This window comes from Siccibacter turicensis LMG 23730 (genome assembly GCF_000463155.2).
GTDB classification, from domain to species: domain Bacteria; phylum Pseudomonadota; class Gammaproteobacteria; order Enterobacterales; family Enterobacteriaceae; genus Siccibacter; species Siccibacter turicensis.
In genome coordinates this window covers 260,522-275,069 of record NZ_AWFZ01000030.1, presented here as the reverse complement: position 1 = coordinate 275,069, position 14,548 = coordinate 260,522, and the positions used below count along the sequence as shown (strand labels likewise).

17 protein-coding genes are annotated in these 14,548 nt (G+C 58.5%); 10 read left to right on the top strand and 7 right to left on the bottom strand.

Features of this window, described 5'->3' with window-relative positions; translation table 11 throughout:
* Positions 1 to 73: 73 nt before the first annotated feature.
* The 6 genes from DW58_RS10860 (at position 74) to hisP (ending at position 4,993) form a co-directional block, all read left to right on the top strand.
* A complete protein-coding gene (locus DW58_RS10860; protein WP_024547446.1) occupies positions 74 to 643 on the top strand; it encodes a UbiX family flavin prenyltransferase in 570 nt (189 codons plus the stop codon).
* A gap of 274 nt (positions 644 to 917) precedes the next feature.
* Positions 918 to 1,700, top strand: a complete 783-nt coding sequence (gene argT, locus DW58_RS10855; RefSeq protein ID WP_024547447.1) for a lysine/arginine/ornithine ABC transporter substrate-binding protein ArgT — start codon at positions 918 to 920, stop codon at positions 1,698 to 1,700.
* Between the two features lie 217 nt (positions 1,701 to 1,917).
* Positions 1,918 to 2,700 (top strand): histidine ABC transporter substrate-binding protein HisJ, encoded by a 783-nt coding sequence (gene hisJ / locus DW58_RS10850; RefSeq protein ID WP_024547448.1) that lies wholly within the window; start codon positions 1,918 to 1,920, stop codon positions 2,698 to 2,700.
* 105 nt (positions 2,701 to 2,805) lie between these two features.
* Complete coding sequence (locus DW58_RS10845; RefSeq protein ID WP_024547449.1) at positions 2,806 to 3,492, top strand: histidine ABC transporter permease HisQ; 687 nt, start codon at positions 2,806 to 2,808, stop codon at positions 3,490 to 3,492.
* Positions 3,489 to 4,208 carry an ABC transporter permease gene (locus tag DW58_RS10840; protein ID WP_024547450.1) on the top strand — a complete coding sequence of 240 codons (720 nt, stop codon included), beginning with the start codon at positions 3,489 to 3,491 and terminating at the stop codon, positions 4,206 to 4,208. The genes DW58_RS10845 and DW58_RS10840 overlap by 4 nt, the downstream gene beginning before the upstream one ends.
* Positions 4,209 to 4,219: 11 nt before the next feature.
* Entirely contained in the window at positions 4,220 to 4,993 is a 774-nt protein-coding gene (gene hisP, locus DW58_RS10835) for a histidine ABC transporter ATP-binding protein HisP (protein ID WP_024547451.1), read from the top strand.
* 20 nt (positions 4,994 to 5,013) lie between these two features.
* Here the strand turns inward: hisP and DW58_RS10830 are convergent, their stop codons facing one another.
* The 4 genes from DW58_RS10830 to yfcG all read right to left on the bottom strand — a co-directional run bounded on the left by DW58_RS10830 (position 5,014) and on the right by yfcG (position 7,651).
* Positions 5,014 to 5,535, bottom strand: coding sequence for a GNAT family N-acetyltransferase (locus DW58_RS10830; protein ID WP_024547452.1), 522 nt, complete (start codon positions 5,533 to 5,535; stop codon positions 5,014 to 5,016).
* A 74-nt stretch (positions 5,536 to 5,609) separates the two neighbouring features.
* Positions 5,610 to 6,503: a TIGR01777 family oxidoreductase gene (locus DW58_RS10825; protein WP_035894770.1), complete on the bottom strand. Its 894-nt coding sequence runs from the start codon at positions 6,501 to 6,503 to the stop codon at positions 5,610 to 5,612.
* Between the two features lie 71 nt (positions 6,504 to 6,574).
* Positions 6,575 to 6,946, bottom strand: a complete 372-nt coding sequence (gene folX / locus DW58_RS10820) for a dihydroneopterin triphosphate 2'-epimerase (protein ID WP_024549289.1) — start codon at positions 6,944 to 6,946, stop codon at positions 6,575 to 6,577.
* Between the two features lie 75 nt (positions 6,947 to 7,021).
* Positions 7,022 to 7,651 (bottom strand): GSH-dependent disulfide bond oxidoreductase, encoded by a 630-nt coding sequence (gene yfcG / locus DW58_RS10815; RefSeq protein WP_024549288.1) that lies wholly within the window; start codon positions 7,649 to 7,651, stop codon positions 7,022 to 7,024.
* A 146-nt stretch (positions 7,652 to 7,797) separates the two neighbouring features.
* Between yfcG and yfcF the strand changes: the two genes are divergently transcribed.
* The 3 genes from yfcF to yfcD are packed head-to-tail and all read left to right on the top strand — an operon-like array spanning position 7,798 to position 9,637.
* Positions 7,798 to 8,442 (top strand): glutathione transferase, encoded by a 645-nt coding sequence (yfcF, locus tag DW58_RS10810; protein ID WP_024549287.1) that lies wholly within the window; start codon positions 7,798 to 7,800, stop codon positions 8,440 to 8,442.
* Positions 8,443 to 8,477: 35 nt separating this feature from the next.
* Entirely contained in the window at positions 8,478 to 9,029 is a 552-nt protein-coding gene (yfcE, locus tag DW58_RS10805) for a phosphodiesterase (protein ID WP_024549286.1), read from the top strand.
* Between the two features lie 56 nt (positions 9,030 to 9,085).
* Positions 9,086 to 9,637: an NUDIX hydrolase YfcD gene (yfcD, locus tag DW58_RS10800; protein ID WP_024549285.1), complete on the top strand. Its 552-nt coding sequence runs from the start codon at positions 9,086 to 9,088 to the stop codon at positions 9,635 to 9,637.
* Between the two features lie 61 nt (positions 9,638 to 9,698).
* Here the strand turns inward: yfcD and DW58_RS10795 are convergent, their stop codons facing one another.
* Positions 9,699 to 10,271 (bottom strand): TetR/AcrR family transcriptional regulator, encoded by a 573-nt coding sequence (locus tag DW58_RS10795; RefSeq protein ID WP_024549284.1) that lies wholly within the window; start codon positions 10,269 to 10,271, stop codon positions 9,699 to 9,701.
* A gap of 319 nt (positions 10,272 to 10,590) precedes the next feature.
* On the opposite strand from DW58_RS10795, the gene DW58_RS10790 reads away from it, so the two are divergent.
* Positions 10,591 to 10,941 (top strand): RamA family antibiotic efflux transcriptional regulator, encoded by a 351-nt coding sequence (locus tag DW58_RS10790; RefSeq protein WP_024549283.1) that lies wholly within the window; start codon positions 10,591 to 10,593, stop codon positions 10,939 to 10,941.
* A gap of 58 nt (positions 10,942 to 10,999) precedes the next feature.
* Here DW58_RS10790 and pta read toward each other — a convergent pair whose 3' ends face one another.
* Entirely contained in the window at positions 11,000 to 13,141 is a 2,142-nt protein-coding gene (gene pta, locus DW58_RS10785) for a phosphate acetyltransferase (RefSeq protein WP_024549282.1), read from the bottom strand.
* 81 nt (positions 13,142 to 13,222) lie between these two features.
* Complete coding sequence (ackA, locus tag DW58_RS10780; RefSeq protein ID WP_024549281.1) at positions 13,223 to 14,425, bottom strand: acetate kinase; 1,203 nt, start codon at positions 14,423 to 14,425, stop codon at positions 13,223 to 13,225.
* Between the last annotated feature and the right edge of the window lie 123 nt (positions 14,426 to 14,548).

The following is a 14,548-nucleotide window of genomic DNA, read 5'->3' as shown; positions in this document are numbered from 1 at the left end:
GGCAACCGCAGGTTGCAACTCCTCGCCGATTGCGGCAAAGTCAGCGCCAGATGCTTTTACTCAGGCGAAAGATATGAAACGACTCATTGTTGGGATCTCCGGCGCAAGCGGTGCCGTGTATGGTGTACGCCTGCTCCAGGTGCTGCGCGATGTGCCCGACGTCGAGACGCATCTGGTGATGAGCCAGGCGGCGCGTCAGACGCTGGCGCTGGAAACCGACTACGCGCTGCGCGACGTGCAGGCCATGGCCGATGTGGTACACGACACCCGGGACATTGCCGCCAGCATCTCATCCGGCTCGTTTAAAACCGCCGGCATGGTCGTGCTGCCGTGCTCGATCAAAACCCTCTCCGGGATCGTGAACAGCTACACCGACAGCCTGATCACCCGCGCCGCCGACGTGGTGCTGAAAGAGCGCCGTCCGCTGGTGCTGTGCGTGCGCGAAACACCGCTGCATCTCGGCCATCTGCGCCTGATGACCCAGGCCGCAGAACTGGGTGCCGTGATCATGCCGCCGGTACCGGCGTTCTATCACCGCCCGCAGGGCCTGGACGATGTGATTAACCAGACCGTTAACCGCGTGCTGGACCAGTTTGACATCGACCTTCCCGCTGAACTTTTCACCCGCTGGCAGGGCGCCTGACGCCCGCTTTTAGTGCAAAGCGAGCCGGGGTGCCTCATTCTGGCGCAAATCTGCAAGCGCGATCATATCCTGAACAATTAACCCGCCTTATCGCTTCTTCCCCCTCTGGCAAGCGTCTGAAGGATGCTATCTTTCATTCGTACAGCATGATTGCAACCTTTCATTAACATTCGCCGCCCCGCGCCTGCGTCGTGAAAAGTGGCACAAGAAGTGCAACGGCTTAGTGCAACACACAACATCAGATAATAAAAATCTCATCACTTGAGGGTTATGTATGAACAAGAAGGCTCTTGCTCTGTCACTGCTGTTGGGACTCTCCGCCAGCGCCAGCACCTTTGCCGCGCTGCCGCAGACCGTGCGTATTGGTACCGATGCGACCTACGCGCCGTTCTCCTCGAAGGATTCAAAAGGCGAGTTTGTCGGCTTTGACATCGATCTTGGCAATGAGATGTGTAAACGCATGCAGGTGAAATGCACCTGGGTTGGAAGCGATTTTGATGCGCTGATCCCCTCGCTGAAGGCGAAGAAGATCGACGCGATTATCTCCTCGCTCTCCATCACCGAAAAACGCCAGCAGGAGATTACCTTCTCCGAGAAACTTTATGCCGCTGACTCCCGCCTGATTGCCGCGAAAGGCTCGCCGATTACGCCTGACATTGACGCGCTGAAAGGCAAGCACGTCGGGGTGCTGCAGGGCTCGACTCAGGAGTCCTATGCCAACACCAACTGGCGCAATCAGGGTGTGGATGTGGTGGCCTATCAGAACCAGGATCTGATCTACTCCGATCTGGCCGCAGGCCGTCTTGACGCCGCGCTGCAGGATGAAGTGGCCGCCAGTGAAGGCTTCCTCAAGCAGCCTGCCGGTAAAGCGTTTGCATTTGCCGGTCCGTCGGTGAAAGATAAGAAGTTCTTTGGGGACGGCACCGGTATCGGTCTGCGTAAAGATGACGCCGAGCTGAAAGCCGCGTTCGACAAAGCGTTCGACGAGCTGCGCAAAGACGGTACCTACGATAAATTCGCCAAAAAATACTTCGACTTTAACGTCTACGGTGACTGATGTCCGAGGTACCCCGTTGGGGTAGAGGAGTACGATGTGCCGTTGCGGTGCGTGCGCTGCACCGCAATGGCGCAAAACTGCATACTTACGCACCAGAATTGGGAAGACGACGGCAGGCCGCAGAATGTTTTGCCCTGTCATGCATAAAATGGCACGATACCAGCACTTTTATCCTTTTACGCATTCTGTTCAAAAAATGAGTCTGACGAGGATTTTTATGAAGAAGCTGGTTGTGTCTTTATCTCTGGCGCTGGCAATTTCCAGTGTTTCCACGGCGTTCGCTGCGCTGCCTTCCACCGTTCGTATCGGCACCGATCCGACCTACGCCCCGTTTGAATCGAAAAACGCGCAGGGCGAACTGGTGGGTTTTGATATCGATCTGGCAAAAGAGCTGTGCAAACGCATCCAGACAAAATGTACCTTCGTGGAAAACCCGCTGGACGCGCTGATCCCGTCGCTGAAAGCACGCAAAATCGACGCCATCATGTCCTCGCTTTCCATCACCGAAAAACGTCAGCAGGAGATTGCGTTTACCGACAAGCTCTATGCAGCGAACTCCCGCCTGGTGGTAGCGAAAGGGTCTGATATCGAACCTACACCGGAAAAACTCAAGGGCAAGCGCGTGGGCGTACTGCAGGGCACCACTCAGGAAACCTACGGTAACGTGCACTGGGCGCCGAAAGGCATTGATATCGTCTCCTATCAGGGGCAGGACAACATCTATGCCGACCTGACGGCCGGACGCATTGATGCGGCCTTCCAGGACGAAGTGGCAGCCAGCGAAGGCTTCCTGAAGCAGCCGATTGGCAAAGATTACCAGTTTGGCGGCCGGTCGATTAAAGACGAGAAGCTGTTTGGCGTCGGCACCGGCATGGGCCTGCGTAAAGAAGATAACGAACTGCGTGAAGCGCTGAACAAGGCCTTCGCCGAGATGCGCGCCGACGGCACGTATGAAAAGCTGGCGAAAAAGTACTTTGATTTTGATGTGTACGGTGGCTGATCCCCACCTGTGAGCAAGGTGCGATCCCCGTCGCCGCCCGTTACGCGCGGCGGCGGACTACAAGACACCGCTCGCTGAATACCACTTCTCACACAGGACAGACGCATGCTGCATGGGTTTTCTCAGGTCATATTTCAGGGCGCGCTGGTCACGCTTGAGCTCGCCCTTACCTCAGTCGTCCTCTCCGTTGTCATTGGCCTTGCCGGTGCGGCGGCGAAGCTCTCCCGCAATCGCCCCCTGGCACTGCTGTTTGAAGCGTACACCACGCTTATCCGCGGCGTGCCCGATCTGGTGCTGATGCTGCTGATCTTCTACGGGCTGCAAATCGCGCTGAACAGCATCACCGATGCGCTGGGCGTCGGCCAGTTCGATATTGACCCGATGGTGGCCGGTATCATCACCCTTGGATTTATCTACGGCGCCTACTTCACCGAAACCTTCCGCGGCGCCTTTATGGCCGTGCCGCGCGGGCATATCGAGGCCGCCACGGCGTTTGGTTTCACCAGCGCGCAAACTTTCCGCCGCATTCTGTTTCCGGCCATGATGCGCTACGCGCTGCCGGGCATCGGCAACAACTGGCAGGTGATTTTAAAAGCCACGGCGCTGGTGTCGCTGCTGGGGCTGGAAGACGTGGTGAAAGCCACGCAGCTGGCCGGGAAAAGTACCTGGGAGCCGTTTTACTTCGCGGTGGTCTGCGGGGTGATTTATCTGGTATTTACTACCGTCTCGAACGGCGTGCTGTGGTTGCTTGAGCGTCGCTATACCGTAGGCGTGAAGAGGGCCGAGCTGTGATCGAGATTATTCAGGAGTACTGGAAATCCCTGCTCTGGACGGATGGCTACCGCTTTACCGGTGTGGCCGTCACCCTGTGGCTGCTCATCGCCTCGGTGGTGATGGGGGGCGTGCTGGCGATATTTCTCGCCATTGGACGCGTCTCTGACAACAAGCTGATTCAGTTTCCCATCTGGCTGTTTACCTATATCTTCCGCGGTACGCCGCTCTATGTGCAGCTGCTGGTGTTCTATTCCGGGATGTATACCCTGGAGATCGTCAAAGGCACCGAGATGCTTAACGCTTTTTTCCGCAGCGGCATGAACTGTACCGTGCTGGCGTTGACGCTCAACACCTGCGCCTATACCACCGAGATCTTCGCCGGGGCTATCCGTGCGGTGCCGCACGGCGAGATTGAAGCCGCCCGGGCCTACGGCTTCTCGCGCGTGAAGATGTACCGCTGCATTATTCTGCCTTCGGCGCTGCGTATCGCGCTTCCGGCCTACAGCAACGAAGTGATCCTGATGCTGCACTCCACGGCGCTGGCCTTTACCGCGACGGTGCCGGATCTGCTGAAAATCGCCAGGGATATCAACTCGGCGACCTACCAGCCGTTTACTGCGTTCGGCATTGCTGCGGTGCTGTACCTGATGATCTCCTATGTCCTGATCAGCCTGTTCCGTAAAGCGGAGAAGCGCTGGCTGGGACACGTTAAACCTACCTCTTCGTCGCACTGAGTGGTTTCCCCATGTCCGAGAATAAATTAAACGTAACCGATCTCCACAAGCGCTACGGCGAGCATGAGGTGTTGAAAGGGGTCTCTTTGAAAGCGAACGCCGGGGATGTGATCAGCATTATCGGCTCGTCAGGCTCCGGAAAAAGCACCTTCCTGCGCTGTATCAACTTCCTCGAAAAGCCGAGCGAAGGCAGCATCGCGGTTAACAATCAGAACATCACCCTGGTGCGCGATAAGGACGGCCAGCTGAAGGTGGCGGATAAAAACCAGCTGCGCCTGCTGCGCACCCGTCTCACCATGGTGTTTCAGCACTTCAACCTCTGGAGCCACATGACGGTGCTGGAGAACGTCATGGAAGCGCCGATTCAGGTGCTCGGCCTGAGCAAGGCCGATGCCCGGGAGCGGGCGCTCAAGTACCTTGCCAAAGTCGGCATCGATGCACGCGCCCAGGCGAAGTACCCGGTGCACCTCTCAGGCGGTCAGCAGCAGCGCGTTTCCATTGCCCGTGCGCTGGCGATGGAACCCGATGTGCTGCTGTTCGATGAACCCACCTCGGCGCTCGACCCCGAGCTGGTCGGTGAAGTGCTGCGCATCATGCAGCAGCTGGCGGAGGAGGGGAAAACCATGGTGGTGGTGACCCACGAAATGGAGTTCGCCCGCCATGTGTCCAGCCATGTGATTTTCCTGCATCAGGGCAAAATTGAAGAAGAGGGCACGCCCGAGGCGGTGTTCAACAATCCGCAAAGCCCGCGCCTGCAGCAGTTCCTGAAAGGCTCCCTGAAGTAAGTCTCGCGACGGCGCGCCTCTCACTCCTTACGTATGAAGTGAGAGGCGACCAGCCGGAACTGACAGTCGTCGTGGTACACCCCGTTAAGCAGGTATGCCTTCTCAAGCACCTGTATCCGCTCAAACCCCAGCTTCTCAAGCACCCGCACCGACCCGGCGTTATCCGCCAGCGCCCAGGCGTGGATCGCCTCCAGTCCCAGGGTGTGAAGACCATGCTCGCACAGCGCGCGCAGCGCCTCGCTGGCGTACCCTTTTCCTTGCGCGGCCTGCACCACGGAGTAGCCCACTTCGGCCACCTCGGGATGCGGCTGGCTGATAAGCAGACCCGCTTCTCCAGGCGGCGTTGCCTCGCCCGCCGCACGCAGGATAAACGCCGCCGGGTTCGCCCGCCGCGCCTCAAAGGTCTGGCGAATCTGATCCACCGTGCTTATTTGGGCCATAAACTGCATATTAGCGGGGTCCTGACGCAGGGCCAGAAAGAATGCCCAGTCGGCGGGTTGGAACAGGGTGAGGGTAAGACGCGGTGTGGTAAGGGTCATCAGCAGAGCCTGAGCGGTGAACGACGGTCTACCTTACCACCGTCACCGTTCAGGGTAACTACCGGAAATAGCAGGGGTTAACGCACGATATCCCGCAGCGCTTCATCCAGTTCAAACCAGCGGAAACCAAACCCGGAGGCCTCAAGGCGTTTGGGCAGCGCGCGCTGACCGCCCAGCACCAGCACCGAGGATTCCCCCATCAAGAGACGCACCGCCGCCGCCGGGGCACGCATAAAGGCCGGACGGTGCAGGGCGTGGCCGAGCGTGTGGGTGAACTGTTCGTTGCGAACCGGGTAGGGGGAAACCATATTGAACGGCCCGCGCAGGTCGTTGTTCAGCAGCCAGAGAATGCCATTCACCATATCATCCAGGTGGATCCAGGCCAGATACTGACGCCCGGAGCCGATGGGGCCGCCTAACCCCAGGCGAAACAGCGGCAGCAGTTTGCCGAGCATGCCGCCGTTGGAGGCCAGCACCGCGCCGGTGCGCAGCAGGCAGACCCGGGTCTGCGGTGTAGAGGCCCCGGCGGCAATCTGTTCCCAGCGCGCGCAGAGCTTGTGGGTAAATTCGTTGTGCGGCGGCTCATCTTCGGTGACCACCACTTCGCCAAGATCGCCGTAATAGCCGACCGCAGAACCGGAGACCAGTACCGAAGGGGGACGTTCGCTGGCTTTGATCAGATCCACCAGCCGCTGGGTGATCTGCCAGCGGCTGTCGCACAGCCGCTGTTTTTGTGCATCGGTCCAGCGCTTATCGGCGATGGGTTCGCCCGCCAGATTGACCACCGCATCGACCCCGTTGAGATCGCTGCGGTCATCGAGCCCTTTCCACAGGGTGACCCGCGTATCAAGCGCCTGACGCGCCCGGTTAACATCCCGCGTGACGACGGTGACCTGATGCCCCGTCTCCAGCAGACGCGCTACCAGCGCGCGTCCCACCAGCCCTGTACCACCTGTGACCACAATATTCATGTTTGCTCCCGGTCGTGCTTCTTCCGCTCGTTTCAGCGTAGCGCATTCCCGACCGGGATGCCTGCCGGTAATTACTGCGGACGGCACCAGCTCATGGTCATGGAGACAGAGTCGGCGTAGCGCAGGGCGTAGAGCTTGTCGATCTCCACGTCGGCGCGCGTCACCCACGCATGTTCGCAGGCGATGTCGAGCACGTCCTGGGTCAGCTTCTCCAGCAGGGCAAAGCGGTTGTTCTCAACGTGCTGAATGATGTTTTTAGTGATGGTGCGGTAGTTGAGCGCGTCGTTGATATCCTCGCTCTGGCGCGCTTTGTCGGCCGGGTAGTGGATAACGACGTTAATCACGATATCCTGGCGATTCGCGATCTCTTCAGGTTTGATACCAATAAACGTACGCAGGCGCAGATTTTTAATACGAATGATGGCGTCCGGCTGGGCTGACATGTGAACAATCCTCTGTGTATAAATCGCGTCAATAATACACGAGGAAAATCAGCGCGCCCATGAGGGCGCTGCGCTTTAATTTTTTTCCGCCTGCTTGTACGCTGCCAGGGTTGCCGGGCGGCTTTTTATCCTGTCGAACCAGTTCTTTACCGCCGGATAGAGCTCAAGCGCAATGCGCTGACGTTCGTGGGAAACCACCCACGGATAGGTCGCGATATCGGCGATGCTGTAGTGCTCGCCGCCGAGCCACGGCGTTTTCTCCAGCCGGGTATTCAGCACGCCGTACAGGCGCTGGGTTTCCACCTGGTAGCGTTCGATGGCGTAGGGTACCGGCTGCGGTGCAAAGTGGTTGAAGTGGTGGTTCTGGCCCAGCATCGGGCCAAAGCCCGCCACCTGCCAGGTGAGCCACTCCAGCGTCGCCTGGCGCTCGCGCAGCTCAGTGCTGAGCAGCTTACCGCTCTTTTCCGCCAGGTAGAGCAGAATGGCGCCGGATTCAAACAGGCTCAGCGGGGCGCCGCCGTCGGCTGGCTCATGGTCGACGATCGCCGGGATCTTATTGTTGGGGGAGATCGCCAAAAATGCGGGCTGAAACTGGTCGCCCTTGCTGATATCGATACGGTGAATACGATACGCGAGGCCGGCCTCTTCAAGAAACAGCGTTATCTTGTGGCCGTTTGGCGTAGGGGCATAGTAAAGATCGATCATAGCGTCTCCGGGGTGATGACGTGCGTATTACCTCATCGAGTATAGATGTTTCCCTCGCGCGCTGGATGACGGCGCGATTTTAATCAGGTGACAGCGCAAAGGGTGCGTTATATTTTTGTTTCTCTCCCCTGATTTTGCGAGGATTTATGAGCCAACTGTCCGTGACGCTGTGGTCCGATGCCAATTTTTATAGCCCCTATGTGATGTCGGTATTTGTCGCCCTGACCGAGAAAGGGGTGCCGTTCTCGCTGGAAACCCTCGACCTTAACAGCGGCGAGCATCAGCACGCCGGCTGGCCAGGCGCGGGACTGACGCGTCGCGTACCGGTACTGGTTGTCGACGACTTCGCGCTCAGCGAATCCTCCGCCATCGATGAATACCTCGAAGAGCGCTTCGCGCCGCCAACCTGGGAGCGCATCTACCCGCACAATCCCGAGAACCGTGCCCGCGCCCGCCAGATACAGGCATGGCTGCGCAGCGACCTGATGCCGATTCGCGAGGAACGGCCCACCGACGTGGTGTTTGGCGGGGCAACGAAACCGGCGCTTACGCCTGCCGGGGAAGCCCAGGCGCAGCGATTGATTGAGGCCGTGGAGAGCCTGTTGCCACCGGGCCAGCAGAATTTGTTCGGCGAATGGTGCATCGCCGATACCGATCTGGCATTGATGGTTAATCGCCTCGTTCTCAATGGTGATAAGGTGCCGGAACGTGTGGCTGAGTACGCCACGTTCCAGTGGCAGCGCGCGTCGGTTCAGCAGTTCATCGCCCTGAAAACGCGGCAGGCAGGCTGATACGGCACGCGTGATTCATGGGTAAAGGAGCTGACATGAAAATAGTGTTCGCCTCAGATATCCACGGCTCGCTCCCGGCGACCGAGGCAATACTGACGCGCTTTTCCGACAGCGGCGCACGCTGGCTGGTGCTGGTGGGCGATCTGCTCTACCACGGCCCGCGCAACGCGCTGCCTGACGGTTACGACCCGGCCGCGGTCGCCCGGCGTCTGAATACGGTGGCGGGCAGCATTATCGCGGTGCGCGGCAACTGCGACAGCGAAGTGGATCAGATGCTGCTCGACTTTCCCATCACCGCCCCATGGCAGCAGATACTGCTGGGCGAGCAGCGCCTGTTCCTGACTCACGGTCATCTTTACAATCCGGATAATTTACCGCCGCTGGAACAGGGCGATGCGTTTATTTCCGGCCATACTCATATTCCGGTGGCGGAAAAACGCGAAGGCATTGTCTTTTTCAACCCCGGTTCGGTGAGCATGCCGAAAGGCGGTTTCGCAGCCAGCTACGGCATGCTGGATGAGGGCGTTCTGAGCGTTCGCACCCTGAAAGACGACACGGTTATTGCACAGATTTGCATTAGCCCTTAACGTAACGCAGTTAACCACTTATACGCCGTAAGAGCGCATTGAAAAAAGGTCCGATGATGGTGGAGCAGAGTCAAATTTCCGGCACGGAATGGGTCGACATCGTTAGTGAAAACAATGACGTCATTGCACAGTCGAGCCGCGAGCAGATGCGCGCTCAACGCCTGCGTCATCGCGCCACGTACATCGTGGTGCACGACGGCATGGGCAAGGTGCTGGTGCAGCGTCGCACCGAGACAAAAGATTTTCTTCCCGGCATGCTGGATGCGACCGCAGGCGGCGTCGTGCAGGCGGGCGAAGGGATGCTGGAGTCGGCGCGACGTGAAGCGGAAGAGGAGCTGGGCATCGCCGGTGTACCGTTTGCGGAGCACGGCCAGTTTTACTTCGAAGATGAGCACTGCCGCGTCTGGGGCGGGCTGTTCAGCTGCGTATCCCACGGTCCGTTTGCGTTGCAGGAGAGCGAGGTGAGCGAGGCGAGCTGGATGTCCCCGGAGGAGATCACGGCCCGCTGTGACGAGTTCACGCCGGATTCGCTCAAAGCGCTGGCGCTGTGGATGAGCCGCTACAAAGGGGCGGAAAACGGCAGCCAGGTCGAGCAGGAAGCGCAGTAAACCTCAGCGACGCCCCCGCGGGGCGTCCGTTATCTTTCTTCCCTCAGAGACGCTACCAGCGCTATGCCACGCACAGCGCGCGCCACATCGCGTCAAAACCCGCCGCTTTATACTCCTCAGCCCGGTTCGGTTCACGGGTGGCAAAATCCATGGTGGTCTGCGCCAGGGCGAAAAAGAGTTCATCCCCGAAGCTGTGAAACTCCGGTGAGCGAAACACCGGCGAGATGGCCTGCTCGCAGATTTCATTGAGTTCCGGGTAGAGGTCGGTGACCACCTTTTCGCTTTCATCGCTGATGCGGTTGCTGACTTCCAGCTTGCGCATCGTCAGATTGGCCTGGGGATGGGCCAGACCCCACTCAATAAAACTGTTCCAGATGAAGCGCGCATTGGCTTTATGATCGTTTTTGCTGTCGAGCCTGTCGATCATCGACTGACAGAAGCTCTGCTTGAGATGGATAAACAGGGCGTTATAAAGCGCATCCTTGTTGGGAAAGTAGCGAAACAGCGTGCCCTCTGCCACCCCGGCTTTGCGGGCGATAAGGGCGGTGGACGCACCTAAACCCGCTTCAGCAATCGCTTCAATCGCGGCCTCAAGTATCGCCATACGTTTATCTTCACTGCGGGGACGCGCCACTAAACATACTCTCCTGTCATCAAACCCGAGATTGAATCATGAGTCACCACCCGCTGCAAGGTGAGGGATCACATTGTAAAAACGGGTTGACGCATTAATCATCATTTCTATAATGAGTGTCTACTCACTCATTATAAGGGCCTCAGCGCAGAGGTAAAGTGGGGGAGCGTAAAAGCGGCGTACAGGCGTCATCACCGCAAAAGCGTAACAGGGCGCGCGCTAAGATAGCTGCGCGGTAAATGACCGGGTGCAGGTGAGCGCAGGACCGCTTGTCTCGCAGGCAATTCGACCATCTTTGTATATTTCTGGAGGGGACCGTATGGAACTTCCCGCTCAGGTTATTGAAACCATTTCTGACTGGATAGATGAAAACTTGCATAAGCCGCTGCGCATCGACGACATCGCGCGTCACGCCGGCTATTCAAAATGGCACTTACAGCGGCTGTTTCAGCACCACAAAGGCGAAAGCCTCGGGCGCTACATTCGGGAGAAGAAGCTGAAGCTGGCGGCACAGGATCTGCGTGCCACCAACGATCGGGTGCTGGACATCTCGATGAAGTATGGTTTTGATTCACAGCAGACCTTTACCCGGCTGTTTACGCGCCGCTTCAGCATGTCGCCGGGCAGCTATCGTCGACAGCGCGACGGCTACAGCCACTGTATGCGCTAAGCACAGCATCATAAAAAAAGGGCCGCACTATGCGGCCCTTTTTCACATCAGCAGAGGATTACTGCTGCTGAGATGCCTGAATCGCGGTCAGGGCGATGGTGTAGACGATATCGTCTACCAGCGCGCCACGGGACAGGTCGTTCACCGGCTTACGCATCCCCTGGAGCATCGGCCCGATGGAGATGAGGTCAGCAGAACGCTGTACCGCTTTGTAGGTGGTGTTACCGGTGTTCAGATCCGGGAAGATGAACACTGTAGCGCGACCGGCAACCGGCGAGTTCGGCGCTTTGGATTTCGCCACGTCAGCCATCACGGCGGCGTCATACTGCAGCGGGCCGTCGATCACCAGATCCGGACGTTTTTCCTGCGCGATACGGGTTGCTTCGCGCACTTTTTCCACGTCACTACCCGCGCCGGAGTTACCGGTGGAGTAGGAGAGCATGGCCACACGCGGGTCAATACCGAAGGCGGTCGCGGAATCCGCGGACTGAATCGCAATTTCAGCCAGCTGTTCTGCGGTCGGATCCGGGTTGATGGCGCAGTCGCCGTACACGTAAACCTGTTCCGGCAGCAGCATGAAGAACACGGAGGAGACCAGCGAGCTGTTCGGCGCGGTTTTAATGATCTGCAGCGGCGGACGGATGGTGTTGGCGGTGGTGTGCACGGCGCCAGAAACCAGACCGTCGACTTCGTCCTGCTCAAGCATCAGCGTGCCCAGCACCACGTTGTCTTCCAGCTGTTCACGCGCCACGGCTTCGGTCATGCCTTTGCTCTTACGCAGCTCAACCAGACGGGCGATATAGCTTTCGCGCACCACTTCCGGGTCAACGATTTCAATTCCGGCGCCCAGCTCAACGCCCTGCGACGCCGCAACGCGGTTGATCTCGTCCGGGTTACCCAGCAGCACGCAGGTCGCGATGCCGCGCTGTGCGCAGATGGCGGCTGCTTTCACGGTACGCGGCTCGTCGCCTTCCGGCAGCACCACGCGTTTGCCTGCTTTGCGTGCCAACTCGGTCAGCTGGTAGCGGAACGCCGGCGGAGAGAGACGGCGGCTGCGCTCGGAGGTCGCGGTCAGGGATTCCACCCACTCGCTGTCGATATGGCTGGCAACGTACTCCTGAACCTTCTCGATACGCTCGTGGTCGTCGACCGGCACTTCGAGGTTGAAGCTCTGCAGGCTCAGGGAGGTCTGCCAGGTGTTGGTGTTCACCATAAATACCGGCAGGCCGGTGGCGAAAGCGCGCTCGCACAGGGACTTAATGCGCGCGTCCATTTCGTAGCCGCCGGTCAGCAGCAGGGCGCCGATCTCAACGCCGTTCATCGCGGCGAGGCAGGCGGCAACCAGCACGTCCGGACGGTCAGCGGAGGTCACCAGCAGGGAGCCTGCGCGGAAGTGCTCCAGCATGTGCGGAATGCTGCGTGCACAGAAGGTGATGGATTTCACGCGGCGGGTGTTGATGTCGCCTTCGTTGATCACGGTTGCGTTCAGGTGGCGCGCCATGTCAATCGCACGGGTGGCGATCAGATCGAAGCTCCACGGTACCGCGCCCAGCACCGGCAGCGGGCTGATGTCGTGCAGCTGCTGCGCGTCGATGTTGATGATTTTCGCTTTGCTGGAATCATCAAAGATCTCGGAGAGGTCCGGACGGGTGCGACCCTGCTCATCAACCGGGGCGTTCAGTTTGTTAACGATAACGCCGGTGATGTTGTTGTTCTTGCTGCCGCCGAAGCTGCTGCGGGTCAGTTCGATGCGCTCTTTCAGCTGCTCCGGGGTGTCGGTGCCCTGAGACATCACGAACACGATTTCCGCATTCAGGGTTTTCGCGATTTCGAAGTTCAGCGACTGGGCGAACGCGTGTTTACGGGTCGGGACCAGACCTTCTACCAGCACCACTTCTGCATCTTTGGTGTTTTCGTGGTAGCGGGCAATGATCTCTTCCATCAGCACGTCCTGCTGATTGCTGGAGAGCAGAGACTCAACGTGGCTCATGCGCAGCGGCTCAGCGGCCGGCAGGCCGGAGTTGGAGCGTACAATGGCCGTGGTCTGGTCAGGGGCATCGCCACCGGCGCGCGGCTGGGCGATAGGTTTGAAGACGCTCAGACGAACGCCTTTACGTTCCATAGCGCGGATCACGCCGAGGCTGACGCTGGTCAGGCCGACGCTGGTTCCGGTAGGAATAAGCATAATGGTACGGGACACGGTTTATCCTCTTGTCGTTACGGCCAGCCACGCTGGCACATACAAAACAACACCGCCAGCGGGTGGCTGGCGGCGGGGGGATCAGGCTGTCAGGCGGCTGGCGTCCTGAGCGATTACCAACTCTTCGTTGGTCGGAATGACCATTGCGAGGGTAGTGCCTTCTTTATTGATGTAGCCGGACTTGCCGAAGCGGGCAGCCAGGTTGCGGTCGTGATCGACGTCGAAGCCCAGCACGCCCAGTTTGCCCAGGGTGAGTTCACGTACCATTGCAGCGTTCTCACCGATACCACCGGTGAAGACCACGGCGTCAAGACGGCCATCCATCAGCGCCGTGTAGGAGCCGATGTATTTCGCCAGGCGGTGGCAGTAAACGTCCATCGCGCGCTTCGCGTCTTCTTTGGTAGCGTAGTTATCTTCAACGTAGCGGCAGTCGCTGGTGACTTCGGTCAGACCCAGCAGGCCGGATTCTTTGGTCAGCATTTTGTTGATGTCGTCAACGCTCATGCCCAGGGTGTCGTGCAGGTGGAAAATGATTGCCGGGTCGATATCGCCAGAGCGCGTACCCATGACCAGGCCTTCCAGCGGGGTCAGACCCATGGAGGTATCCACGCACTTACCGTTACGGATAGCAGACACTGAACCGCCGTTGCCCAGGTGGCAGGTGATGATGTTGACTTCATCAACCGGCTTGTTCAGCATTTTTGCCGCTTCCTGGGTCACATAGAAGTGGCTGGTGCCGTGCGCGCCGTAGCGACGAACGCCGTGCTCTTTGTACAGTTTGTACGGCAGAGCGTAGAGGTAAGACTCTTCCGGCATGGTCTGGTGGAACGCGGTGTCGAATACGGCAACGTTTTTGTCTTTCAGATTCGGGAAGGATTTCAGCGCTTCAGCGATACCGATCAGGTGAGCCGGGTTGTGCAGTGGTGCAAAAGACGCGGATTCTTTGATACCCTGAATCACGGTTTCGTCGATCACTACAGAGCGGGTGTATTTCTCACCACCGTGAACGATGCGGTGACCGATAGCGGTCAGCTGTGCGGACAACTCCGGTTTTTGTGCCAGAATGGTATTAACGATGAAGTTCAGCGCTTCACTGTGCGCAGCGCCTGCACCCAGAGCCGCTTCCTCTTTAGCGCCATCCATTTTCCATTTGATACGCGCTTCTGGAAGATGGAAACACTCGGCTAAACCAGAGATGTACTCTTCACCGTTTACGGCATCAATGATGGCGAATTTCAGTGAGGAGCTACCGCAGTTCAGAACCAGAACTAACTTACTCGACATGGAAGTACCTACTATTAAACGTGGCTAAAAAAACGTCAGCGAGTCTCGTAGCGTAGCGCAACGCGGTGCCGACATTTATGATTAACGTCATGCCAGGTGCAAATATGACATGGCGAATAAATA

Coding starts and splice junctions, on each gene's coding strand:
- yfcD (WP_024549285.1), top strand. CDS start 9,086: ATGGTGGAGCAGAGTCAAATTTCCGGCACGGAATGGGTCGACATCGTT.
- DW58_RS10790 (WP_024549283.1), top strand. CDS start 10,591: ATGGAACTTCCCGCTCAGGTTATTGAAACCATTTCTGACTGGATAGAT.
- folX (WP_024549289.1), bottom strand. CDS start 6,946: ATGTCAGCCCAGCCGGACGCCATCATTCGTATTAAAAATCTGCGCCTG.
- DW58_RS10845 (WP_024547449.1), top strand. CDS start 2,806: ATGCTGCATGGGTTTTCTCAGGTCATATTTCAGGGCGCGCTGGTCACG.
- hisP (WP_024547451.1), top strand. CDS start 4,220: ATGTCCGAGAATAAATTAAACGTAACCGATCTCCACAAGCGCTACGGC.
- ackA (WP_024549281.1), bottom strand. CDS start 14,425: ATGTCGAGTAAGTTAGTTCTGGTTCTGAACTGCGGTAGCTCCTCACTG.
- DW58_RS10825 (WP_035894770.1), bottom strand. CDS start 6,503: ATGAATATTGTGGTCACAGGTGGTACAGGGCTGGTGGGACGCGCGCTG.
- yfcE (WP_024549286.1), top strand. CDS start 8,478: ATGAAAATAGTGTTCGCCTCAGATATCCACGGCTCGCTCCCGGCGACC.
- yfcG (WP_024549288.1), bottom strand. CDS start 7,651: ATGATCGATCTTTACTATGCCCCTACGCCAAACGGCCACAAGATAACG.
- hisJ (WP_024547448.1), top strand. CDS start 1,918: ATGAAGAAGCTGGTTGTGTCTTTATCTCTGGCGCTGGCAATTTCCAGT.
- DW58_RS10860 (WP_024547446.1), top strand. CDS start 74: ATGAAACGACTCATTGTTGGGATCTCCGGCGCAAGCGGTGCCGTGTAT.
- yfcF (WP_024549287.1), top strand. CDS start 7,798: ATGAGCCAACTGTCCGTGACGCTGTGGTCCGATGCCAATTTTTATAGC.
- argT (WP_024547447.1), top strand. CDS start 918: ATGAACAAGAAGGCTCTTGCTCTGTCACTGCTGTTGGGACTCTCCGCC.